Source organism: Stenotrophomonas sp. 86428_Sma (assembly GCF_056481585.1).
The window spans coordinates 26,617-48,631 of sequence record NZ_CM151156.1 but is presented as its reverse complement, the minus strand read 5'-3'; the positions used below and the strand labels follow the sequence as shown (position 1 = coordinate 48,631).

Genomic DNA, 22,015 nt, shown 5'->3' with positions numbered 1-22,015 from the left:
CGTCTCCCTCACTGGGTCAGGTCGTTGCGCAGCAGGGTGCCGAGGCCGAAGCACTCGCGGCGGCTCTGGTTGTGGCTGAGCGGTTCTGCACCCTGGGTACGCGCCTTGTCGGTGAACCAGGTGGTGCCGGCGGCCTTCTGGCTGCTGCACTCCAGGAAGCCATCGGAGCAGGACGACAGCCAGTTCTGGGTGAACTCCAGGCCGACGTTGGCGGCATAGCCACCGCAGTAGCTGTTGCTGTCCCACACCGCCGATTCCACATCGCTGCCCACCACCGCGCGGAACGGTTTGGGCAGGGCGGGACGGCCGGCGGTGCCGTACAGGTTCTGCGCGTTGTAGGTGGCCATGCTCGCCACCTGCTGCTGGCGCACGGCGTCGTTCTTGTAGCCCAGCAGCCAGCCCAGCGAGGTTTCAAAGGTGTTGCCGTTGAGCACCGCATCGGCCAACGGCGTGCCGGCCGAAGACGGTGCCAGCGCGTTGACCTTGCGCACCGTGCGGATGATCTTCGGATAGCGGCTGTCATAGGTCGGGTTGGACAGGATCCAGCGCATCACGTTGCCGCCGTTGGAGTGGGTGATCACCACCAGCTGGGTGATGCCACGGCTGTCGATGAAGCCGGTCAGCTGATTGGCCAGGCAGCCGGCCGCTTCCGGCTTCCACATGTACTGGGTGAAGTCACAGTTGATGACGACGTAGTTGCTGCTGTTCGGCAGGCCTTGGCGCACGGTGTCGATGATCGCCGGCTGCCAGTAGTCCTGGGTGGCGTTGGTCTGTGCGCCGGTGCCATGCACGAAGGCCACGCCGACCACGTCGGCCGCCTGAGCCGGCGCGGCTGCCAGCCCGAGGAGCAGGGCCAGGACGGTACTTCCTGTTGCGGTGCTGCGCATCGCTTCTCTCCCTCTGTCAACGGATCCCCTCGACCCGGCTGGAACTGGACGGCCCCTGGTGCTTGCCGTTGTGCCGATGCTCGCGGCGCGGCCGCGTGAAAGTCCGTGCGCTGCGCCCGGATTCAGGAGACTGACGTCACTCGATGACGCTTTTCATATCGCCGGGATGACCATGCCGGGTCTGGCCGTATGACCGATGGCCACTGCGGTGTCGTATACGGGCTGCGATCATGGCGCGATGTTTTTCCTCCGGAGCCTGTCCATGTCGCTGATTTCCCACCCTGCCCGCCCGCTGCTCGGCCTTGCCGTCATCGCGGCCCTGGCCGGTTGTGCCGCCACCGCCGCCAAGCCGACCGCCGTCGAAGCCAACATCACCACCAAGGCGGTGGGCTATCTGGACAAGAGCGCGGTACCGGCCAGCCTCGACCTGGTGCCAGCACCGCCGGTGGCCGGTTCGGCCGCCCTCGCCCTCGACGAACAGGTCAGCCGTGAAGCCCGCGCGCTGCGTGGCAGCCCGCGCTTCGCCCAGGCCGGTGTCGATGCGGAACTCGGCTTCCCCGAAGGCGCCAACCACTTCTCCTGCGCCGCCGACATCGACGTCGATGCGGTGAAGACCCCGGCGCTGTACCGCCTGCTGGAGCGCAGCCGGATCGACGCCAGCGCCGCCACCAAGGCCGCCAAGAACCACTACCAGCGCCCGCGCCCGTTCATGGTCAATGGTGAACCGACCTGCTCGCCGAAGGACGAAGAAGGCCTGCGCAAGAACGGCTCGTACCCGTCCGGCCACACCTCGATCGGCTGGGCCTGGGCCCTGATCCTGTCGGAGATCGCACCGGATCGCGCCGATGCCATCCAGGCGCGCGGCCGCAACTACGGCGAGAGCCGCCTGGTGTGCAACGTGCACTGGCAGAGCGACATCCTCGAAGGCCGCTTCATGGGCGCCGCCGCCGTGGCCCGCCTGCATGACAACGCCGCGTTCAACAAGGACCTGCTGGCCGCACGCAAGGAGATCGCTGCCGCGCGCAAGGCCGGCCTGCACTCCAGCCGCGACTGCGCGGCCGAGGAAGCGGTGCTGAAGGTGCGCCCGCAGAGCGCGCTGTAAGCGCCTGGCGGTTCAATTGTTGCCGGCCAGCGGCCGGCACTACCGATGGGTGTAAAGCAGAAGGGCCGGCATTGCGCCGGCCCTTCTTCATTCCATCAACGCAGCCACCACATCAGAACTTCGCGGTGAACTCCACGCCCCAGGTACGCGGCTCGTTGAGGAAGCCGGTCAGGTTGTTGAAGTCGATCGCGCCGACCACGCGGGTCTGGTTGGTCAGGTTGCGGCCGAACACGGCCACGTCGTACTGGCCGTAATCCCAGTTGTAGCCCAGGCGCAGGCCGCCTTCCAGCGAACTACGGCCGCGGAATTCCGGCGACTCGTAGATGAAGAAGTTCACCGCGCTGCGGTAGGCCCAGTCGGTGTAGGCATACAGCTCGCTGCCATCGCTGAGCGGGAAGCCGACACGCAGGGTCGCGTTGTGGATCCACTTCGGCGCCTGCGGCAGCGGATTGCCGTTGACCAGTGCGTAGGTGCCACCGTTGATGACGGTGGTCGGGTCGTTGATGGTGCAGCCACCGCCGCAGATCGCTACCGCCAGATCCTTGTCCTTGATCTCGGTGTCGTTGTAGCTGCTGCCGAAGGTCAGCAGCACGTTGTCAGCCAGATAGGCTTCCAGGTCCAGCTCCACGCCCTGGCCGATGGTCTTGTCGGCGTTGAGCAGGGTGGCGGTGTTGTTGGTGCCGCCCACGGCGATCAGCTGCTGGCCGTCAACGTTGTAGCGGAACACGCTCAGGCCCAGGCGCGCACGGCGCTCGAACAGGTCGGCCTTGATGCCGGCTTCGTACGAGATCACCTTCTCCGAATCGGCCTGCGACAGGCCCGGCGCGAAGGCCAGGCGGCCCTGGATCGACGGCGCACGGAAGCCCTTGGCCACGCGGGCGTAGGCATTCACGTTGTCGGTCAGCTTGTACACGCCGCTGACATCCCAGCTGACGTCGTTGACGTCGGTGTTGGCCAGGTACGGGCCACTGACCGGGGTGCCGAACGGAAGGACGGCCTGCAGCACGCTGGCGTTGAAGTCCTTCTTGTCCTGGGTGTAGCGCACGCCGGCGCGCAGCTTGAAGCGGTCGGTGACATCGAAGTCACCCGAGGCGAACACCGCCCATGCCTTGTTGCGCTGGTTCTGCACCACATGGCCGGTCTGCGGGTTGCCCGGCTTCAACGAGTTGTAGTTGAAGTTGTTGATGGTCACGTCTTCGTCGAAATAGAAGACGCCGGCCTGCCAGTCGAAGCGGCCCCATTCGTTGGATTCGACGCGGAACTCCTGCGTCCACTGGCGATGGTGCGGCAGGCCGTCGGCCGACTCCGACGAGAACGGGATGAAGCCCGGCCCATAGTTGCCAGCGCCCAGCGATGCGTCGCCGTAGCCACCGTCGATGTCACCACGATTGAGCGATTCGGCGGTTTCATAACCGGTGATCGAGTGCAGGGTCACCGAGCCGAGGTTCCACTGCAGGCGCGCGCTGCCGCCCCAGGTCTCCAGGTCGGAGAAGTTGACGCCGTCGTTGGCCACCTTGTCGCGGTCGAAGTTCTCGACCAGCGAATTGCCACCCTTTTCGATGATGTTGGCGCGGAACAGGCGCGCGGTACCGTTGAGCTTGCGCTTGTGCAGGTTGAACAGTGCTTCGAAGTCGTCGCCTTCGTACAGGAACTGCACGCGGCCGGCGGCTTCGTCATAACCTTCGAAACCGCTGTTGGGCGCACCGGCGCGGGTGTTGTCGACCCAGTCGTCACGGCGCTGGTAGATGGCCGAGACGCGTGCCGACCAGCGGTCGGTCAGCGGGCCGCCATAGGCGCCCTGCACGTTCCAGCTGTTGTAGCTGCCATAGCCCACGCGCACGTAGCCGTCGGCATCCTGCGACGGGCGCGCCGAATCGAACTTGACCACGCCGGCCGGGGTATTGCGGCCGAACAGCGTGCCCTGCGGACCGCGCAGCACTTCCACGTTGGCCAGGTCGAACAGCGGGAAGCCCTTCAGCAGCGGGCTTTCCTGCACCACGTCGTCGTACACCAGCGACACCGGCTGCGACGCATTGAGGTCGAAGTCGGTGTTGCCCAGGCCACGGATGTAGAAGCGCGGGAAGGCACGGCCGTAGGACGACTCGATGTTGAGGCTGGGCACGCGCGCGGCCAGGAAGCGGATGTCATCGCCCGCCGAACCCAGCACATCGAGCTTCTCGCCCTGGATCGCGCTGATCGCGACCGGCACGTCCTTGGCGTTCTCGACGCGGCGCTGCGCGGTCACCTGCAGGGCATCAAGGGCAACCGGATCCTTGGCAGCGGGAGTTTCCTGGGCGGCTGCTACCAGCGGCAACAGGGCGGAAAGAGCGGCAACGAGGGGGCGCGCGACCGGAAGGCGGCCACGGGAAGTGCGGGTCGGAGACATGGCGGTAGGCTGTGTTTGGAGGGGTGGTAAAACGGCGCTACCAGATAATTGTTGCAATACAGCACCTGCCCCGCAAATGCCTGCCGTTCATGGCCGCGTCGCTCCGGCCCCCGCGCCCTCGCTAGACTCGGGGTTTTCCAGCCCTGCAGAGCCGCCGCGATGACCCAGTGGTACTTCCATGCCTCCGCCCAGGCCGAGCGTATCGGCCCGCTTGATGACGAGGCCGCGCGCCGTTATGCGCAGGCCAACCCGCGCGCCCTGGCCTGGTGCCAGGGCATGAGCGGGTGGACCTCGATTGCCGAGGTGCCCGAACTGCAGTCCGCGGCCCCGGGCATGCCGAACACCCCGCCGCCGGTCCCCGCCGCGGCCAGCGGCCGCGCCGACGACATCGAATTCCGCATCGTCGGCCATGAAATGCAGTTCGTGGAGATCGAGCTCGACCCCGGTGAGAGCGCCATTGCCGAGGCCGGCGCATTGATGTTCAAGGATGCCACCGTGCAGATGGACACGGTGTTCGGCGCCGCCAACGGCGACCAGGGCGGCGGCTTCATGGGCAAGGTGATGGCCGCCGGCAAGCGCGTGCTGACCGGCGAGAGCCTGTTCGCCACCGTCTACACCCAGAGCGGCCACGGCAAGGGCAAGGTCGCCTTCGCCGCGCCCTACCCCGGCACCGTGCTGGCAATGAAGCTGGACCAGCATGGCGGCCGCCTGATCTGCCAGAAGGACAGCTTCCTGGCCGGCGCGCGCGGCGTGCAGATCGGCGTGCAGTTCCAGCGCAAGATCATGACCGGCCTGTTCGGCGGCGAAGGTTTCATCATGCAGAAGCTGGAAGGCGACGGCTGGGTGTTCATCCATGCCGGCGGTTGCGTGGTGGAGCGCGAGCTGGCCGCGGGCGAGCGGCTGGATGTGGATACCGGCTGCGTGGTGGCCTACCACCCGACCGTAGACATGGACGTGCGCCGGGTGGCCGGCATCAAGAGCATGCTGTTCGGCGGCGAAGGCGTGTTCCTGGCCACGCTGACCGGCCCGGGCAAGGTCTGGCTGCAGTCGCTGCCGTTCTCACGCCTGGCCGGCCGCATGTGGATGGCCGCGCCGCAGGGCGGTGGCCAGAACCGCGGCGAAGGCTCGGTGCTGGGCGGCCTGGGCCGGATGCTGGACGGCGACAACCGGTTCTGACCGCCCCCGGTCGTGCCGGCCGCTGGCCCGCAACCTCATGGACCTTGGCGCGCATCCCGGTAGTGCCGGCCGCTGGCCGGCAGCCTCATGAACCTTGGCGAGCGTCCCGGTAGTGCCGCCCGCTGGCCGGCAGCCCCATGAACCTTGGCGCGCATCCCGGTAGTGCCGGCCGCTGGCCGGCAGCCTCATGGACCTTGGCGAGCCTCCCGGTAGTGCCGGCCGCTGGCCGGCAGCCTCATGGACCTTGGCGCGCATCCCGGTAGTGCCGGCCGCTGGCCGGCAGCCTCATGGACCTTGGCGAGCGTCCCGGTAGTGCCGGCCGCTGGCCGGCAGCCTCATGAACCGTTGCCAGGTTCCCAATGATTGCCGGCCAGCGGCCGGCACTACCTTTATGAATGGGCGATGTTTCCTACCCTGCCCGCCCCGCCACGGCTTCGGTATGCTGGCGCCCTTTCCTGAATCCGGCGCCGCGAGCGCACTGCCGATGAGCCTGTTCCGCCCCCGCATGCTGCTGTCCGTCGCCCTGATCGGCCTGCTGGCCGGCTGCGGTGGCGACCCGGTCCGCCCCACACCGCCGCCGGCGCCGACCGTGGTGCCGCAGGCCAAGCCGGTGAAGATCGGCATCGCCCTCGGTGGCGGCGCAGCCAAGGGCTTCGCGCACATCGGCGTGATCAAGATGCTGGAGGCCAACGGCTTCGAACCGGCCGTGGTGTCCGGCACCAGCGCCGGCAGCGTGGTCGGTGCGCTGTACGCCAGCGGCATGGACGCGTTCCAGATGCAGAGCAAGGCGGTCGCGCTGGACGAAGCCAGCATCCGCGACGTGCGCCTGTTCTCCGGCGGCCTGGTGCAGGGCCAGAAGCTGCAGGACTACGTCAACGAGCAGGTTGCCAACCGTCCTGCCGAGCGCCTGAAGAAGCCGTTCGCCGCCGTCGCCACCCAGCTCGAAACCGGCGAGCGCTCGATCTTCGTGCGCGGCAACGTCGGCCAGGCGGTGCGCGCGTCCAGCAGCATTCCCGGTGTGTTCGAACCGGTGAAGATCGGCGGCCGCAACTACATCGATGGCGGCGTGGTCAGCCCGGTGCCGGTGGATGCCGCGCGCCAGCTCGGCGCCGACTTCGTGATCGCCGTGGACATCTCCAGCAAGGCCAGCGGCAAGGCGCCGACCGACATGCTGGGCATCGTCAACCAGTCCATCTCGATCATGGGCCAGCGCCTGGGCGAACAGGAACTGGCACGCGCCGACATCGTCATCCGCCCGAAGGTGCTGGACATCGGCGCCGCCGATTTCAGCCAGCGTGGCACCGCAATCCTGGAAGGCGAAAAGGCCGCGATGGCAGCCATGCCGCAGATCCGCGCCAAGATCCAGCAGCTGCAGCGTGCACGTGCCGCCGCAGCCGCACCGGCACCGGTGGCCGCGCCGAAGTGCGAGGAAGCCTCGCGCCTGGGCAAGCTGATGGGCCGCAAGGGCAAGTGCTGATCTGAGCCGGTGTGTCGCTGCCAGACTGCGACGCGCGTGCTAGCGCGTGGGCCGGTAGCCGCTGGCCTGCTGTCGCTCGCGCCTGCGCTTCTGGCGCGCCTGCTCCTGCAGTGTCGCCGTGTGCTGCAGCTGTTCCATGCCATCGGCCGGTACGTGCAGCTGGCGTCGCGCACGGGTCAGCGCCAGATAGACCGCGCGCACCGGGTTGTGCCAGATGCGCCCGCCCTGCCCCGCACTGAAGCAACCGGGCGACAGCGAGACCACGTCGAACTGCAGGTTCTTCGCGTGTTCGGCCAGGCACAGCGCCACCCGCCCTTCAGCGGGCGTGTCCTGGTCATCAAGCGCTTGCAGCAGTGACTGCACCCGATCGGCAGACGCAAACAGTTCGACCAGCGCGCCCTGCCCTTCGTCGGCCTGCGTGGCCAGGAAGCGCTCCCATTCCTGGTCCGATGCTCTGTCGCGGCGCCGGCGCCACGCATCCAGTGGCCGCTGCAGCACGCTGCGCAGCGCGCGCAGCGATGCCGGATGCAGGTAGGGCCGCAGCCCGAGTGCGTGCAGCTGTGCCGCGTCCAGGGCCAGATCGGCGACGCTGCCATGGATGCGCAGGCCCTCGCTCGGCACCTGCGCCCAGTCGCGGTAATGCAGCACACCGGTGGCGCGGTCGGTGGCACCGACGAACGGCCCACTTTCCTGGCCCAGTCCATCCAGTGCCAGGGTCTGGTTGACCAGGCCCTCGACCTGGTTGCCCTGGCGCACCGACTGGTGCATTTCCAGCACCTTCGACGCGGCCCAGCGCGGCACCGTACCGGTCAGGCACTGGTGCGGATCACCCAGGCTGACCACGCCAGGCGCATGGCCGGCCAGCAACTGCTTCCACGACGGGCTCAGGTCATGCGCCTCGTCCACCAGCAGCATGCCCATGTCCAGCGGCGGGGTGACGCCGCGCAGGGCCAACCACTTGCCGATGTGCGCCGGGCTGAGGCTCAGCAGCGTGCCCCGCTGCAGCTCGGCGTCGAACATGCAGCGCCAGACGTGCTCGGCGGCCGCCATGTACGGTGACACATCGAGCATCGCGGCAGGCACCGAACGGTCGAAATGCTGGAAGGCCATGCGCGGCGCGGACGAGGCGCACCAACGGTTGATGGCCTCGAACGCGGTCAGCAGCACCTGCTCCGGGCTGCGCCCACCGATGCCCTGCAGTCCGATGCGGCCGGCAATCTCGCGCGGCGTACGGGTGCTGCGCCGGTAGCTGGCAACGAAGCCACCGGTCTGGCCGCTGCGCGCGGCGTGCTGGGCCACGCGGTTGGCGAACTCGATCTGGGTCAGCAGGCGCACCGCAGTGCTGGCCGGCACGCGGGCGCGGAAGGCTTCCACCTGCCCACGCGAGGGCGCCACGTAGGTGTAGCGGCCCGGCCGCGCATCCATCAGCGCCAGCACCAGGTGGCCCTTGCCGGTGCCGGCATAGCCATCGAGGTCGATCAGCTCATCGGGGTTGGCGGCGATGGCGCGCAGCACGCGGGCCTGCTCGGAGGTGTACAGGCCATGGTGCTCGACCGACCGCGCGTCCGCGGCGGCGACGTCATCCTGCGTGGCCTCGTCGTCGTCACTGGAAAAGGTGGCGGGAAAGCGGATCTCATGTTCGACCAGGGTTTCCTGGCAGGCCTGCTGCAGGGCCAGGCCCGGGTACTCCCGTGGCGACTGCGCGATGACGTCCTGCAGGATCTCCGCCGGCGCCAGCAGCACGCCGTGGGCAGCCAATGCGGTCAGCCAGGCATCCAGCTCCGGTTGGCCACCGCCACCGGGCCCGGCCAGCTGTGCAGCCGCGCCTTCGTTGCCAGCAAACAACGCGCAGGCATCATGCAGCAGGCGCTCGATCTCGGCCGCCGGATGCAGGCGCGTCCGGCACAGCTGCGCGGCCATCAGGCCGGCCTGCTCCACTGCGGTCTGCGGTGGCGTGCCATGGGCAACGTAGCGCGCCAGCGACTTGCGCTGCAGCGGCAGGAACGTGGTGGTGGGCAGCGGGTGCTGGAGTTCGGACATGCGTGGAACCGGAAAGGAACGCTGCGACGCGCGCAGGGCGGAGATGCTCGGCTACCCGCCCGGCGCCGTCAAATCGCAGCGGCGCGTTCATTCCAGCTGCGAAAGCGGCAATGCCTGGAAGCCCTTCACCGTGCGCAGCACGAAGCTGGAATTGGCATCGGCCACGCCACCGGCGTTGAGCAGCCGGTCAAGCAGGAAGTGCGAGAAGTGCTCCAGGTCGCGCACGTAGACGTGCAGCAGGTAGTCCATGTCGCCGGTCAGTGCATGGCAGGCCACCACTTCATCCCAGCCCTGCACGCTGTCCACGAAGTGGCCGATGGCGGCCTGGTCGTGCTTTTCCAGCTGCACGCGCACGAAGGCCTGCAGGCCCAGCCGCAGCTGCCGTGGCTCCAGCCGCGCGCCATAGCCGACGATCACGCCCTCGCTTTCCAACCGCTGCAGGCGACGCAGGCAGGCAGAGGGCGAGAGGTTCACCCGCGTCGCCAGCTCGGCGTTGGTGGCGCGCCCATCCCGCTGGATTTCAGCCAGCAGACGTATATCCGTGCGATCGAACTGGACTTCTCCGGCCATTGTTGCCCCGCAACATGGTGAGTACGCAAGGATATTGCGCCAACAAGGCCAATCGGCGCAACTTTTGCAACCCTGTTGCGCGCGCCCTGCCCTAGCATCGTGGGTATCTCATCCCGGAGTGCCCCATGGACCTCGCCCAGCCCCGCCGCGTCGAACACCAGCAGACCGACAAGGGCTACGTGCCGGTGTATACCACCGCGCTCGTCGAGCAGCCGTGGGACACCTACAGCGCCGACGACCACGCCACCTGGAGCACGCTGTACCAGCGCCAGCGCGAACTGCTGGTCGGCCGCGCCTGCCAGGAATTCCTGGATGCACAGGACGAGATGGGCATGAGCGCGCACATGATTCCGCGCTTCGACCAGCTCAACGAAGTGCTCGGCGCCGCCACCGGCTGGACCCTGGTCGGCGTGGAAGGCCTGCTGCCGGAACTGGACTTCTTCGACCACCTGGCCAACCGTCGTTTCCCGGTGACCTGGTGGATCCGTCGCCCGGACCAGATTGATTACATCGCCGAGCCGGACCTGTTCCACGATCTGTTCGGCCATGTGCCGCTGCTGATGAACCCGGTGTTCGCCGACTATATGGAGGCGTACGGCCGTGGCGGCGTCAAAGCCCACGCGATCGGCCCGGATGCACTGCAGAACCTGACCCGCCTGTACTGGTACACGGTGGAGTTCGGCCTGATCGATACGCCCGACGGCCTGCGCATCTACGGCGCCGGCATCGTGTCGTCGAAGGGCGAATCGCTGTACTCGCTGGAGTCGGCTGCGCCCAACCGCATCGGTTTCGACCTGCAGCGGATCATGCGCACGAAGTACCGCATCGACACCTTCCAGAAGACCTACTTCGTCATCGACAGCTTCGAACAGCTGATGCAGGCGACGTCGCCGGACTTCACCCCGATCTACGCGGCGCTGTCTGATCAGGCGCATCTGCCGGCGGGCGATGTGCAGGCCGATGACCGCGTGTTCCAGAAGGGCACCGGCGAAGGCTGGGCCGACGGTGGCGACGTGTAAGCGCACGGCGCCCACCTCTTCGCATTGAAAAGAAAACGGCGCACCGGGATGCGCCGTTTTCGTTGCTGCCTGCCTGCACCGTCACGGCAGTGCAGGCGAGGGCAGGGCGATCAGGCGTCCACGGCCCGGCAGGAACCGCGCACCATCAGCTGCGGATGCACGCTGGTTGCGGTCGGCGCATCCGGCACGTCGGCCTGCACCAGCATCGCCGCTGCCATGCGCCCGATGTCGGACACATGGCGGCGCACCGAGGTCAGCGGCGGCCACAGCCGCGACGCCAGCGGGCTGTCGTCGTAGCTGACGATCGACAACTGCTGCGGCACCGCGATGCCCGCACGCAACGCCACCTGATACACGCCGGCAGCCATTTCGTCGTTGCCGGCAAAGATCGCACTGGGCCGTTGTCCGCCCATCAGCAGCCGTTCGGCGGCATGCACGCCCGACTCGAACGTATCGCCCGCTTCCAGCACGCGTTCACCCGGCAGGGTCAGGCCCACCTGCGCCAGCCGGTCGAGGAAGCCATGGGTGCGCTCGCGTGCGGTACGGCGGTCGCCTGGACCGGCAATCACCGCGATATCGCGGTGGCCGAGCGAGAGCAGGTAGCCCGCTGCCGCGGCTGCACCGTCGCGATCATGGGTGACCACGGCCTGTGCCTCGTCATCCGACACATGCGCGTTGATGCGGACGTAGCGGCATTCAATGCCGTCGAGCATCTCCGTCAACGCAGCCGACTCGGAGGCACGCGGGCCCAGGATCACGCCGTGCAGCTTCTGCTGCTGCACGAAGCGCCGCACGCCGTACGCACAGTCCGGAGCCAGGCTGTCGCAGGGATGCACGACCAGTTCATAGCCGGTGCCGCGCAGCGCTTCCAGCGCGCCGTGCTGCAGGTCGACGATGCATTGGGCGCCCGGGTCGTCATACACCAGGCCGATCAGGAAGGAGCGGCGGAACGCGAGGCCGCGCGCCAGGGGGTCGGGCACGTAACCGACCTCGCGCATCAACGCCTCGACCTTGTCGCGGGTGTCTTTGCGCACCAGCGGCGAGTTGTTGATGATTCTTGAAACCGTTTTCTTGGAAACTCCCGACAGTCGTGCGATGTCGTTGATCGTGGCAGCCTTGCCCTTCGATGCCGGCAACGCGGCATCGCTAATAATTCGCACTGACATGTATAGAACCAGGTAAGTCGGAGAATTCTAGCCTTGCGCCCGTGGGGCGCGAAGTTGCGGAATGTCGCAGCGAAGATGGATCGCGTCGTGTTCGACCGCTTCTGCTGCGCGAGGTTCCATTGTGATCGCTCTACTTGATGTCCATCTGAACCGTTCTTCCGCGCGTGTTCACCTTGAATGCGGGCGCGACGCGTGCGAACGCCAACATTCCCTTAACCACGCTCCGCTACAGTCGGGGCATGGACCTGCAGACTTCTCCGTTTCCGGTGTTCCGTGGCCGCGACAGGTTGATCGCTGCGGTCGACGCAGCGATGACCTCCGGTGATGCCGAGCGCATCACCGCCGACCTGCAGCTGGCGCTGCAGGAAGCCATCGCGGACAGCCGCATCGAATTGCCCGAGTGCGTACACCGTCCGGTCAGTGATCATTACGCGCGACGCCCGCTGTACCACAGCCGCGAACACGGCTACAGCGTGATTGCCATGAGCTGGGGCCCAGGGCAGGGCACGCCGCTGCACGACCACGATGCCATGTGGTGTGTGGAGGGAGTGTGGTCAGGCGAGCTGGAGATCACCCGCTATGAACTGCTGGAGCGCAACGGTGAGCGCTGCCGCTTCCGCCGCCACGCCGTGCTGCGCGGGGGCTGCGGCAGTGCCGGCAGCCTGATTCCGCCGCACGAGTACCACACCCTGCGCAACGCCAGCAACGAAGCGCTGGCGATCTCGGTTCACGTGTACGAGGCGCAGATGGAGCGCTCGGCGGTGTTCGATCCACTCGGTGGTGACTGGTACCAACGCCGCATCCAGGCATTGCAGGCCGACCCGGCCTGAGCCGGGGGCAGGGCGGGGCACCACCAGCACCGTCGTGAGCCACGTGGCATCATGCGCCGCTGCGCTGCCGGACCCGGCGGCGATCCGCGATGCCCGGTCGGGCAAGGAGCAAGACGATGTCCAGCGCTGATCCGCGCCTGCGCGCGCTGTTGAAGCTGGCACCGGTGATTCCGGTGTACACCCCCGAAGATGTGAATGAAGCGGTCGAAGTGGCCCAGGCGCTGTTCCGCGGCGGCCTGCCGGTGATCGAAGTGACGCTGCGCACGCCGCAGGCGCTGGATGCGATCAAGGCGATGGTCGAGGCCGTGCCCGATGCGGTAATCGGTGCCGGCACCGTGCTCAACGCCGCGCAGATGCAGGCAGCCAAGCAGGCCGGTGCGCGTTTCGCGGTGTCCCCCGGTGCCACGCCGACGCTGTATGCCGCCGCGCGTGATGCCGACCTGCCGTACCTGCCTGGTGCCGCCACTGCCTCCGACCTGATCCTGGGCCTGGAGCACGGCCACGACACCTTCAAGTTCTTCCCGGCGGTGCAGGCCGGTGGCGCTGCGTTGCTGGCGGCCTGGCACGGCCCGTTCGCCGATATGCGCTTCTGCCCGACCGGCGGCATCAGCGCGCAGACCGCGCCGCAGTTCCTGCACCTGCCCAACGTGCTGTGCGTGGGCGGCTCGTGGCTGACCACCCCGGCGCTGCTGCAGACCCGCGACTGGGATGCGATCGAGCGTCTGGCCCGCGAGGCCTCGGTACTGGCCGGCTGAACCGCTGCACGAATCGTCAAAGGTTTGATCGTGATCAAAGCGCCGGCCTCGAGCCGGCGTCATTCTGTGGGCAAGCGCACTACGGAGATCCGAACATGAATTCGACCATGAAGGCCGCTGTCGTGCGTGAGTTCGGCAAGCCACTGGTGATCGAGGAAGTCCAGGTACCGCGCCCGGGGGCGGGCGAAGTACTGGTCAAGATCGAGGCCTGTGGCGTCTGCCACACCGACCTGCACGCCGCCGAGGGCGACTGGCCGGTGAAACCGAACCCGCCGTTCATCCCCGGCCACGAGGGCGTGGGGCACGTCGTGGCCGTGGGAGGCGGGGTAGGGCACGTCAAGGAAGGCGACAGGGTCGGCATCCCCTGGTTGTACTCGGCGTGTGGCCATTGCGAACACTGCCTGGGTGGCTGGGAAACGCTGTGCGAGACACAGCGCAACACCGGTTACTCGGTCAACGGCGGCTTCGCCGAGTACGCACTGGCCGATGCCAACTATGTCGGCCTGCTTCCGAAGGACGTGGGCTTCGTCGAGATCGCGCCGGTGCTGTGCGCCGGCGTGACCGTCTACAAGGGCCTGAAGGTCACCGACACCAAACCCGGTGACTGGGTGGCGATTTCCGGCATCGGTGGCCTGGGCCACATGGCGGTGCAGTACGCCCGCGCGATGGGTCTGAACGTGGCTGCGGTGGATGTGGACGACAACAAGCTGGCATTGGCCCGGCAGCTCGGCGCGCAGATCACCGTGAACGCGCGTACCACCGATCCCGCCGCCTTCCTGAAGAAGGAAATCGGCGGCGCGCACGGCGCGCTGGTCACCGCGGTGTCGCCGAAGGCGTTCGAGCAGGCGCTGGGCATGGTCCGCCGTGGCGGCACCGTCTCGCTCAACGGACTGCCGCCCGGTAATTTCCCGCTGGACATCTTCGGCATGGTGCTCAACGGCATCACCGTGCGTGGCTCGATCGTCGGCACCCGGCTGGACCTGCAGGAGTCGCTGCAGTTCGCCGCCGAAGGCAAGGTCGCGGCCACGGTCAGCACCGACCGCCTGGAAAACATCAACGACGTGTTCGCGCGCATGCATGCGGGCACGATCGAAGGCCGCGTGGTGCTCGACTTCGCCGCCTGACCGCCTGTGCATGGCCGCCGTCGCTCCGTCCCCCTCTCCCACGGACGCGGCGGCCATGCCTATCCCCCGGTGGTGCCGGCCGTTGGCCGGCAAACCCCAGGCATTTCGCGCCGCCGTACAATGCGCGCATGCCCGACCTGCTCAAGACCCTGTTCCTGTCCCTCGTCGCCCTGATCGGCGGCGTGCTGTCGCTTGCGCTGGTCAGCAGCGTCGCCAGCTGGCTGCCCCCGCTGGTGGGCATGTCGCCGGACAACAACAGCGTGCAGCTGGGGTGGGACCTGGCCTTCAGCGTACTGGGCGGCATCGCCGGCATTTCCTTCGCCACCTACTACGCGCCGTGCTGGCCGCGTTCGCATGGGTTCTCGATCTGGTCGCTGATCGCGCTCGGCTGCGCCTACGCAATGTGGACCGCAGGCGCGGATTTCCCGCTCTGGTTCGTCATTTCGCTGCTGGCGTCACTGCCGCTGCAGCTGCTGGCCGGCTGGTGGTTCGGTCGCCGCGCGTCGCGCGATCCGCGCTGAGCGCATCCAGGTAGTGCCGGCCGCTGGCCGGCAACCTCGCCCATCCTACAGGTGCCGGCCAGCGGCCGGCACTACCGCTTCAGCGACGGCAGCGTCTGCTTCAATCGCGCGATGCCCTGCCATGGGTCACCCTTCAGCCGCTTGGCACGCGCCAGCGCCTTGGCCATCGGAAACGCGTCGGCCGCGCTCACCCGCGCCAGTTCTTCCCAGCGCAGCGGCACCGCCACGCCGCCAGAATCGCGTGCACGCAGCGACCACGAGCACACGCTGGTGGCGCCTCGGGTGTTGCGCAGCCAGTCGATGAAGATGACGCCATTGCGCTTCGCCTTGCTCATCGTCGCCACGTAGCGGTCCGGCGCCTGCTCCGCCATCGCCTGTGCGAACGCCTCGCAGAATGCCTTGGCTTCGCCCCAGCCTGCCTTGGGCTGCAGTGGTACCACCACGTGCACCCCCTTGCCGCCAGACAGGCGTACGACGCTCTCCAGACCCACCTGCTGGAGGCGGTCACGCACATCGCGTGCACCGGCTTTCACCTGTGCCCAGCTGACGCCGTCACCAGGGTCGAGATCGAACACCAGTCGATCCGGATGCTCCGGGTCGGCCACGGTCGCACCCCAGGGATGCAGCTCCAGCGTGTTCATCTGCACCAGTTGCAGCAGGCCCCGCGCATCGTCGATGTAGACGTAATCCTCGCGGCCGCTCTTCTGCAGGAGGGGCACCGCATGCACCGCATCGCCCAGGCCGGGGCCATGATGCTTCTGGAAGAAGCAGGCCTTGCCGACGCCATCCGGACAGCGCAGCAATGACAGCGGACGTCCGGCGATTTCGGGCAGGATCCAGCGCGCCATGCGCTGGTAGTAGTCGGCCACGTCGCCCTTGCTCAGTTTCTGCTTTGGAAACACCACCCGCTCAGGATGGGTGATCTGGACCTCACCTCCGGCTTCGGCATCTGCGGTGCTCATTCCCAGGTCCTCCTCCTGCTTGTCGCTGCGCAACCGCTTGAAACTGGCCTGGCGGAGCAGGCCTTCCTTGCCCCAGCCACGGAACGCCACCTCCGCCACCGTCACCGGTTTCACCCAGCGTACGCTGGCGGCGCGGAACGGCACATGCGCCGGCAGCTGCAGCACCGGCGTCTTCACTGCCAAAGGCTGCAGTGCCTTGAGCAGCGCGCGCAGGCGCTCGTCGTCGAAGCCGGTACCCACGCGGCCCACATAGCGCAGCCCGGCCTTGTCCGGCGTGGCCAGAAGCAGCGAGCCGAATCCCACCCGGGAACCCTTGGGTGCCGTATAGCCGACGATCACGAACTCGTCGGTGTCTTCGTGCTTCACCTTCACCCAGCTGCGCGCGCGGGTGTTTACGTACGGCGCATCCACCTGCTTGCTGACGATGCCTTCGAAGCCGGCCTCGCCGCTGGCATCGAACACCTGCGGCCCATGGTCGACCACGTGTTCGCTGAAGGCCAGTGTGCCGGGCGCCGGCCCGATGAGATCCTTCAGCAGCGCCTTGCGTTCCAGCAACGGCGCACGACTGATGTCCACGCCGGCCACACCCGGAAGATCGAACACGATGTAACGCAACGGTTGCTTCGAGCTTCCATCGATCACGCGCTGCAGTGCTGCGAAATCGCTGCGTCCTTCCTTGTCCAGAACCACCAGCTCGCCATCCAGGCGCGCATCGCGCACCGGCAGCGCCAGCACGGCCTGCGCGACCTCGGGAAAATCGGCCGTCCAGTCCAGGCCGTTGCGCGAGCGGAGTTTCACCTCGCCATTGTGCAGATCGGCCAGCAGACGATAGCCGTCCCACTTGATCTCGTGCAGCCAGCGCTCGCCGTCGGGGGCACTGTCGCGATGATCGGTCAACTGCGGTTTGAACCCAAGGGGAAAGGGCGTATCACGTGCGCCGTGCAGTTGCAGCGCGCGTGCATGCCAACGCGCATCGGCCTTGCGCGTGGTCGTGCGTGCGACGGGTGCAGCACGCGCCGCCTTCGCTGTGGAACGCTTCTTCGCCGCAGATGCTCGTTTCGGCGTGGGTGCCGTCAGCAGGTCATCCGCCTCCGCGTCGCGCGCTTCGCCGTCGTCGCGCTTCATCAGCAGCCACTGCACCTGGCGGCCTTTCATCGCGGTCCGCACCAGCTTCCAGCCACCGGCCAGGCGTTGCCCGTGCAGCACGAAGTCGATCTTTCCAGCCGCCAGCGCCTGCAGTGGATCGCCTTCACAGGCCCAGGTGCCGTGATCGAAGACATCCACGTGGCCAGCGCCATAGTGGCCTTCAGGAATGTCTCCTTCGAAACCGGCGTAGGACAACGGGTGATCTTCCACCTCCACGGCCAGCCGCTTCTCACCAACGCGCAGCGAAGGCCCCTTGGGCACAGCCCAGCTCTTCAGTACGCCGTCCATTTCAAGGCGGAAGTCATAGTGACGCGAGCTTGCGTGATGCAGCTGGATGACGAAGGTCGGCCGCCGCTTCGGATCGCCGCGTGCGGGCGTGTCGTCAGGCTCCGGCGTCTGCCCGGCGCCACCACCCAGTCTGCGCTTGCGCCGGTACTGGTGCAGCGACATGGTTCAACCTGCCTTGCGCCGCGTGGTCTTCTTTATGGCCCTTTTGGCGGCCTTCTTCGCAGCCTTCTTCGCCGGTGCCTTGCGCATTGCCGGCTTCTTCGCCGGCGTGCGCTTGTTGGCGTCCAGGCTCTTCTGAAGCAACGCCATGAAATCCACCACATTGGTGGTGGCATCTTCACGTGGTGCGGGCTCGTCTTCCACCCGGGTAGTGCCGCCCTTGGATTTGATGCGCTTGTTCAGTACCAGCTGCAGACGCTCGCGGAACTCATCGTGATAATCCGAAGGATCCCAGTCACCGGCCATTGACTCGATCAGCTGTTCGGCCATCGCCGTTTCCTTGCTGGTGATGCGATAGTCGGACAGTTTTCCGGTGGGCAGCTTGTAGTCCTCGGGATCCACCAGCTCCTGCGGATAGCGCAGGATCATCAACACCAGCGCGTCCTCATGCGGCATCACCGCGCACAGGTATTCGCGCGTGCGCACCACCACCCGCGCGATGCCCACCTTGCCGGTACTGCGCAGCGTTTCGCGCAGCAGCACATAGCCCTTTTCGGCCTTCTTGCCGGGCACCAGCAGATACGGTTTCTCGTAGTAGCGTGGGTCGATCTGCGCCGCATCCACGAACGATTCCACCTCCACCGCTTCGTGGCTTTCCGGCGCCGCCGAACGGATATCACCTTCCTCCAGCACGACATAACTGCCCTTGTCGTACTCATAGGCTTTGACGATGTCCTTCCAGGGCACTTCCTCACCGGTGTCGGCGTTGACCCGTTCGAAACGGATCGGCTTGCGATCGCGGGAGTCGAGCATGCGGAACTGCAGATCGACCTTGCGTTCGCCGGACATCAGTGACACCGGCACGTTGAGCAGGCCAAACGACAACGTGCCGGTCCAGATCGGGCGGGCCATGGGCGCACCTTTGGCGGGGCAGGGTGCCCAGCGTGGGCCGGAGGGCGTAAACCAGCCGTGTCCGTGCCGTGCACGTGGGTTCTACGGAAAGCGGTAGTGCCGGCCGCTGGCCGGCTGAGGCTCGCGGCCTGAAGTTTCCTGGGGTTGCCGGCCAGCGGCCGGCACTACTGCAGCAACGGCCTCACCGCCGCCGCCGGAATATGGTCCAGTGCGCGCCAGGCGTCCTCCACCACCGGCCTCGCCTGCGACCAGCTCAACCGCGACTGCCCGCGCATCTGCTCCCAATGCTCGGCCAGTTCCTCGCAGGTATCGGCGGCATCACCGCGCGGCCAGTCGGCAGCGTGGGTAGTCAGCGCGAAGGCATACACCGGGCACAGATCGCGCCAGTTGCGGTGGCTCTGGCCTCGGCGCTCTTCGTAGTCACTGAGCATGTACTGCAGGTAGTCCTGCGCCACCGCCTGCGGATCTTCCTGGCGGCGCGTGCGGCGCTGCGCGGTGCGCTGGCCGAGCGGATCGAGCAGGGCGTTGAACACGGACGGTGCGGGTCGTTCAAGACGGGGCATGGCCGGCTCCTGCAGCGGGGGCGGGTGGGCAGGAATACGCGCGGTGCCGTTACCGGGGGGTGAGCGAGATGTTCATGACGCCAGGTTCGCGGCGGCTTTACCTGCAGGGCGGTGTAGTGGGAGCCCCCGAGTGCAGGTACCAGACCATGAGCCGAGAGACCTCACGAGACCCGCTGCGCGAAAACCACCCGCCCATTCCCGGCGAGCAGCGCGGCAAGCGCGATGCCGACAATGCCGACTACCGCGGCACCGGTGCACCGTTCTTCGATGCCGAGCATGCCGGAGAGCATCTGCCGGTGAAGCACGAGTCTGAACAGGCCGCGCTGGACCGCAAGGACGGCGGCGACCGCCATCGTGGCGGCCAGGAAAGCCCGCTCAAGCGGCGTGAGCGCAAGCAGCGCGCCAGCGACAACCAGGATGAGGCGCTGGAGGAGACCTTCCCGGCCAGCGACCCGACCTCGCCGTTCGTACCGGCCAAGGCCCCCGACTGACGGTAGTGCCGGCCGCTGGCCGGCAACCTCCTGACGTCCTGCACGGCGCGATTCTGGCCAGGGCCCCCGACTGACCGGTAGTGCCGGCCGCTGGCCGGCAACCTCCTGGCGCCCTGCACGGCGCGATGCCGGCCACGGCCTCCGATTTACGGGTAGTGCCGGCCGCTGGCCGGCAACCTCCTGACGTCCTGCACGGCGCGATGCCGGCCAGCGGCCGGCACTACCACTTCAACGCCACGACCACTGCAGGCCGACGTTGGCCCGCCGTCCCGGTCCCGGCTCGTAGAAGCGGCCATTGCCGTCATTGACGATCACCGAGCCGATGTAGGCCTGGTCCAGCACGTTCTCCAACCGTGCGAAGGCCCGCAGCTCGCCACCCGGCAGGTTCCAGCGACGCCCGCCTTCCAGATGCAGCAGGGCGAAACCGGGCGCACGTTCGGTCGCCACGTCGTTGACCACGGTATCGCTACTGGCGGACGCCTCCAGCGCCCATTGCCAGTCGGCGGGGGTCCACTGCAGCCTGGCGAAGGCCTGCTGCTGCGGCACACCGGGCAGGCGGCTGCCCGCGGCGACCACGCTGTTCGAGGTCAGGTACGGCGAGCGCACCTGCGCCTGCAGCCATGTCCATGCCAGCTGCAGTTCCAGCTGCTCGGCCAGCGGCTGTCGGTACTGCAGTTCCACACCCTGGCGGCGGGTGCGGCCGATGTTGCGATAGGTGCTGCGCCCACCAGAGTTGCTCGCAACTGCCAGCTCATCGTCGGTATCTGCGCGGAACAGGCTGATATCAAGCTGGGTTCCGTCCTGTGCGTGCCATTTGCTGCCTATCTCCAGATTGCGGCTGCGCGCGGCCGCCAGATCCAGTGCCAATCCCGCGTGGCCGTCGGCGCGATACCCCAGCTCATTGAAGGTAGGCGTCTCGAAGCCCCGGCCCACGGCGGCGTGCAGCCGCCACTGCGGGCTGGCCTCGAAGCTGACACCTGCCACCGGCGTGGTTGCCTGATAGCGACGGTGGCCGCTGTCGTCCGGATTGCGCCCGGTGATGTAGCGGTCATTCGATTCGAATCGCACGGCGCTGTGGCGCAGCCCGGCCAGCAACGACCAGCGCGGGCTCCACTGCCACCAGGCCTGGGCGAACTGGTCCACGTTCTGCACGACGTCGATCTGGTCACGACGCAGGCGCCCACGCACGCCCAGGGTGCTGCCGATGAAGTTCTCGTAGCCGGTGCGATGCTGGCGCTGGCGGTCGGCGCTGAGCCCGGCCACAAGATCCAGCGGTCGGCCGGCGAGGTCGCCGTGCCAGCCCCAGCGCGCGTCCAGTCCGCCGTAGCCCGCGTCCAGATCGATCACGCCGCCCGCATGCAACGGGTTGGCCTGTGCGGTCGGCGGAATCGGCAGGTACTGGGTGACCTCACGCTGCCCGGCATAGCCCATCAGCTGCCAGCGCTGGGTGTCGGTTTCCCGGGTCCAACGCAACCCAGCCTGCTGCTGGCGCACCGATTTGCGGGTGTTGTACTGGTGAGCCACTGCCGTGGCCTGGCGCGGATCGGCCGCCACCTGGGAACGGCTCAGGCCCAGCGGATCCTGCGCATCGGGGGCATCGAGCGCGTTGAGCAGCAGCTCGAGCCGTCCACCGCCCAGATCACCACCAATACGTGCGTTGAGCGATTCACGGCGCGCGCGGCTATGGTCCCGCCAGCCATCGGTGCGGAAGTGATTGGCGGCGATGTTGTAGTCCAGCGCTTGGCCGGCACCCTTCAGTTGCGCGCCGACACTGAGCGTGTTGTCGGCGCCGGCGTTCACGCGCAGCCGCCACGGGTCGCCGGCCTGGCCCTGCGCGCTCCAGACCTGCAGCACGCCGCCGGAGGAATTGCCGTACAGCGCCGAGAACGGCCCGCGCAGCACCTCGATGCGTTCGGCGCCCAACAAGCTGGCGTGCGACAGCTGGCCCTGGCCATCGGGCATGGTCGCCGGCACCCCGTCGATCAGCACCCGCACCCCGCGCACACCGAAGGTCGAGCGCGCACCGAAGCCACGGATCGACAGCTGCGTATCCTGAGCGAAGTTCTGCCGGTCGCGTGCCAGTAGTCCCGGTACGCCGGCCAACGCCTCGGACAGCTGCGCGCCGGTGCCCGCGCGGCTGGCGTCGATCCAGACGGTGTCCAGGCTGGCCGGCAGCGCGAACGGGTCGATACCCGGCACCCGCGCCACCTGCACCTGCACGGCGGGCAGGGCGGTGGGCGCAGGCTCGGCCATGGCCGCCAGTGGCGACAGCAGCAGGGCGGACAGCGGCAGGCAACGGCGTCGTGCGGCAGGATTCATGATTCAGGTTGATGGATCGGGCGGCAACGCACGCCATGGTACGGGGCCGCGGATGACGATGGCGGCGGCCAGCCCCGGCAGGCTTTGTTACGATGGGCTGTTTCCGGCCGAAAAGCCGCAGA

Annotated in this window: 18 protein-coding genes; 9 read left to right on the top strand and 9 right to left on the bottom strand. The window is 67.6% G+C overall.

Annotation, left to right across the window (positions count from 1 at the left end; translation table 11 throughout):
- Positions 1–8 precede the first annotated feature (8 nt).
- On the bottom strand, positions 9–887 hold the full coding sequence (locus tag ACZK3J_RS00190) for a hypothetical protein (protein WP_049399000.1): 879 nt from the start codon (positions 885–887) through the stop codon (positions 9–11).
- A gap of 262 nt (positions 888–1,149) precedes the next feature.
- On the opposite strand from ACZK3J_RS00190, the gene ACZK3J_RS00185 reads away from it, so the two are divergent.
- Positions 1,150–1,989, top strand: a complete 840-nt coding sequence (locus tag ACZK3J_RS00185; RefSeq protein WP_049399001.1) for an acid phosphatase — start codon at positions 1,150–1,152, stop codon at positions 1,987–1,989.
- A 112-nt stretch (positions 1,990–2,101) separates the two neighbouring features.
- Here ACZK3J_RS00185 and ACZK3J_RS00180 read toward each other — a convergent pair whose 3' ends face one another.
- Entirely contained in the window at positions 2,102–4,375 is a 2,274-nt protein-coding gene (locus ACZK3J_RS00180) for a TonB-dependent receptor (RefSeq protein WP_049462417.1), read from the bottom strand.
- Positions 4,376–4,534: 159 nt separating this feature from the next.
- Here ACZK3J_RS00180 and ACZK3J_RS00175 point away from each other — a divergent pair, with 159 nt between their 5' ends.
- Together ACZK3J_RS00175 and ACZK3J_RS00170 are read left to right on the top strand one after the other, a co-directional pair.
- Complete coding sequence (locus ACZK3J_RS00175; RefSeq protein WP_032129262.1) at positions 4,535–5,551, top strand: TIGR00266 family protein; 1,017 nt, start codon at positions 4,535–4,537, stop codon at positions 5,549–5,551.
- Positions 5,552–6,035: 484 nt separating this feature from the next.
- The gene (locus ACZK3J_RS00170; protein WP_049462459.1) at positions 6,036–7,028 is read left to right on the top strand and encodes a patatin-like phospholipase family protein; all 993 of its coding nucleotides are present in this window, start codon (positions 6,036–6,038) and stop codon (positions 7,026–7,028) included.
- Positions 7,029–7,067: 39 nt separating this feature from the next.
- On the opposite strand, the gene ACZK3J_RS00165 is transcribed toward ACZK3J_RS00170, so the two are convergent.
- Together ACZK3J_RS00165 and ACZK3J_RS00160 are read right to left on the bottom strand one after the other, a co-directional pair.
- Positions 7,068–9,068, bottom strand: a complete 2,001-nt coding sequence (locus tag ACZK3J_RS00165) for a hypothetical protein (RefSeq protein ID WP_478476268.1) — start codon at positions 9,066–9,068, stop codon at positions 7,068–7,070.
- An 87-nt stretch (positions 9,069–9,155) separates the two neighbouring features.
- Complete coding sequence (locus ACZK3J_RS00160) at positions 9,156–9,638, bottom strand: Lrp/AsnC family transcriptional regulator (RefSeq protein ID WP_004153377.1); 483 nt, start codon at positions 9,636–9,638, stop codon at positions 9,156–9,158.
- A 125-nt stretch (positions 9,639–9,763) separates the two neighbouring features.
- Between ACZK3J_RS00160 and phhA the strand changes: the two genes are divergently transcribed.
- Entirely contained in the window at positions 9,764–10,657 is an 894-nt protein-coding gene (gene phhA, locus ACZK3J_RS00155; RefSeq protein WP_049462434.1) for a phenylalanine 4-monooxygenase, read from the top strand.
- A 110-nt stretch (positions 10,658–10,767) separates the two neighbouring features.
- Here phhA and ACZK3J_RS00150 read toward each other — a convergent pair whose 3' ends face one another.
- Positions 10,768–11,823, bottom strand: a complete 1,056-nt coding sequence (locus ACZK3J_RS00150; protein WP_032129266.1) for a LacI family DNA-binding transcriptional regulator — start codon at positions 11,821–11,823, stop codon at positions 10,768–10,770.
- Positions 11,824–12,062: 239 nt separating this feature from the next.
- Here ACZK3J_RS00150 and ACZK3J_RS00145 point away from each other — a divergent pair, with 239 nt between their 5' ends.
- The 4 genes from ACZK3J_RS00145 (at position 12,063) to ACZK3J_RS00130 (ending at position 15,053) form a co-directional block, all read left to right on the top strand.
- Positions 12,063–12,653 (top strand): cysteine dioxygenase family protein, encoded by a 591-nt coding sequence (locus ACZK3J_RS00145; RefSeq protein ID WP_049399007.1) that lies wholly within the window; start codon positions 12,063–12,065, stop codon positions 12,651–12,653.
- 116 nt (positions 12,654–12,769) lie between these two features.
- The gene (gene eda / locus ACZK3J_RS00140) at positions 12,770–13,408 is read left to right on the top strand and encodes a bifunctional 4-hydroxy-2-oxoglutarate aldolase/2-dehydro-3-deoxy-phosphogluconate aldolase (RefSeq protein WP_049462437.1); all 639 of its coding nucleotides are present in this window, start codon (positions 12,770–12,772) and stop codon (positions 13,406–13,408) included.
- 95 nt (positions 13,409–13,503) lie between these two features.
- Positions 13,504–14,532, top strand: a complete 1,029-nt coding sequence (gene adhP / locus ACZK3J_RS00135) for an alcohol dehydrogenase AdhP (RefSeq protein WP_049462439.1) — start codon at positions 13,504–13,506, stop codon at positions 14,530–14,532.
- A gap of 128 nt (positions 14,533–14,660) precedes the next feature.
- On the top strand, positions 14,661–15,053 hold the full coding sequence (locus ACZK3J_RS00130) for a hypothetical protein (RefSeq protein ID WP_049462440.1): 393 nt from the start codon (positions 14,661–14,663) through the stop codon (positions 15,051–15,053).
- 71 nt (positions 15,054–15,124) lie between these two features.
- On the opposite strand, the gene ligD is transcribed toward ACZK3J_RS00130, so the two are convergent.
- The 3 genes from ligD to ACZK3J_RS00115 form a co-directional block, all read right to left on the bottom strand.
- Entirely contained in the window at positions 15,125–17,611 is a 2,487-nt protein-coding gene (gene ligD / locus ACZK3J_RS00125; protein ID WP_049462442.1) for a DNA ligase D, read from the bottom strand.
- A 3-nt stretch (positions 17,612–17,614) separates the two neighbouring features.
- Positions 17,615–18,520, bottom strand: coding sequence for a non-homologous end joining protein Ku (gene ku / locus ACZK3J_RS00120; RefSeq protein WP_049462444.1), 906 nt, complete (start codon positions 18,518–18,520; stop codon positions 17,615–17,617).
- Positions 18,521–18,684: 164 nt separating this feature from the next.
- Positions 18,685–19,083 (bottom strand): hypothetical protein, encoded by a 399-nt coding sequence (locus ACZK3J_RS00115; protein ID WP_010487387.1) that lies wholly within the window; start codon positions 19,081–19,083, stop codon positions 18,685–18,687.
- Between the two features lie 146 nt (positions 19,084–19,229).
- Between ACZK3J_RS00115 and ACZK3J_RS00110 the strand changes: the two genes are divergently transcribed.
- Entirely contained in the window at positions 19,230–19,574 is a 345-nt protein-coding gene (locus tag ACZK3J_RS00110; protein WP_032129273.1) for a hypothetical protein, read from the top strand.
- Between the two features lie 228 nt (positions 19,575–19,802).
- Here ACZK3J_RS00110 and ACZK3J_RS00105 read toward each other — a convergent pair whose 3' ends face one another.
- Positions 19,803–21,893: a TonB-dependent receptor family protein gene (locus ACZK3J_RS00105; RefSeq protein ID WP_049462447.1), complete on the bottom strand. Its 2,091-nt coding sequence runs from the start codon at positions 21,891–21,893 to the stop codon at positions 19,803–19,805.
- Between the last annotated feature and the right edge of the window lie 122 nt (positions 21,894–22,015).

What these genes read in the sequence shown, in the direction of transcription:
- ACZK3J_RS00170 (WP_049462459.1), top strand. Translation starts at nt 6,036, where the DNA reads ATGAGCCTGTTCCGCCCCCGCATGCTGCTGTCCGTCGCCCTGATCGGC.
- ACZK3J_RS00175 (WP_032129262.1), top strand. Translation starts at nt 4,535, where the DNA reads ATGACCCAGTGGTACTTCCATGCCTCCGCCCAGGCCGAGCGTATCGGC.
- eda (WP_049462437.1), top strand. Translation starts at nt 12,770, where the DNA reads ATGTCCAGCGCTGATCCGCGCCTGCGCGCGCTGTTGAAGCTGGCACCG.
- ACZK3J_RS00185 (WP_049399001.1), top strand. Translation starts at nt 1,150, where the DNA reads ATGTCGCTGATTTCCCACCCTGCCCGCCCGCTGCTCGGCCTTGCCGTC.
- ACZK3J_RS00165 (WP_478476268.1), bottom strand. Translation starts at nt 9,068, where the DNA reads ATGTCCGAACTCCAGCACCCGCTGCCCACCACCACGTTCCTGCCGCTG.
- ku (WP_049462444.1), bottom strand. Translation starts at nt 18,520, where the DNA reads ATGGCCCGCCCGATCTGGACCGGCACGTTGTCGTTTGGCCTGCTCAAC.
- ACZK3J_RS00160 (WP_004153377.1), bottom strand. Translation starts at nt 9,638, where the DNA reads ATGGCCGGAGAAGTCCAGTTCGATCGCACGGATATACGTCTGCTGGCT.
- ACZK3J_RS00130 (WP_049462440.1), top strand. Translation starts at nt 14,661, where the DNA reads ATGCCCGACCTGCTCAAGACCCTGTTCCTGTCCCTCGTCGCCCTGATC.
- ACZK3J_RS00110 (WP_032129273.1), top strand. Translation starts at nt 19,230, where the DNA reads ATGAGCCGAGAGACCTCACGAGACCCGCTGCGCGAAAACCACCCGCCC.
- ACZK3J_RS00150 (WP_032129266.1), bottom strand. Translation starts at nt 11,823, where the DNA reads ATGTCAGTGCGAATTATTAGCGATGCCGCGTTGCCGGCATCGAAGGGC.
- ACZK3J_RS00115 (WP_010487387.1), bottom strand. Translation starts at nt 19,083, where the DNA reads ATGCCCCGTCTTGAACGACCCGCACCGTCCGTGTTCAACGCCCTGCTC.
- phhA (WP_049462434.1), top strand. Translation starts at nt 9,764, where the DNA reads ATGGACCTCGCCCAGCCCCGCCGCGTCGAACACCAGCAGACCGACAAG.
- ACZK3J_RS00105 (WP_049462447.1), bottom strand. Translation starts at nt 21,893, where the DNA reads ATGAATCCTGCCGCACGACGCCGTTGCCTGCCGCTGTCCGCCCTGCTG.
- adhP (WP_049462439.1), top strand. Translation starts at nt 13,504, where the DNA reads ATGAATTCGACCATGAAGGCCGCTGTCGTGCGTGAGTTCGGCAAGCCA.
- ACZK3J_RS00190 (WP_049399000.1), bottom strand. Translation starts at nt 887, where the DNA reads ATGCGCAGCACCGCAACAGGAAGTACCGTCCTGGCCCTGCTCCTCGGG.
- ACZK3J_RS00180 (WP_049462417.1), bottom strand. Translation starts at nt 4,375, where the DNA reads ATGTCTCCGACCCGCACTTCCCGTGGCCGCCTTCCGGTCGCGCGCCCC.
- ligD (WP_049462442.1), bottom strand. Translation starts at nt 17,611, where the DNA reads ATGTCGCTGCACCAGTACCGGCGCAAGCGCAGACTGGGTGGTGGCGCC.
- ACZK3J_RS00145 (WP_049399007.1), top strand. Translation starts at nt 12,063, where the DNA reads ATGGACCTGCAGACTTCTCCGTTTCCGGTGTTCCGTGGCCGCGACAGG.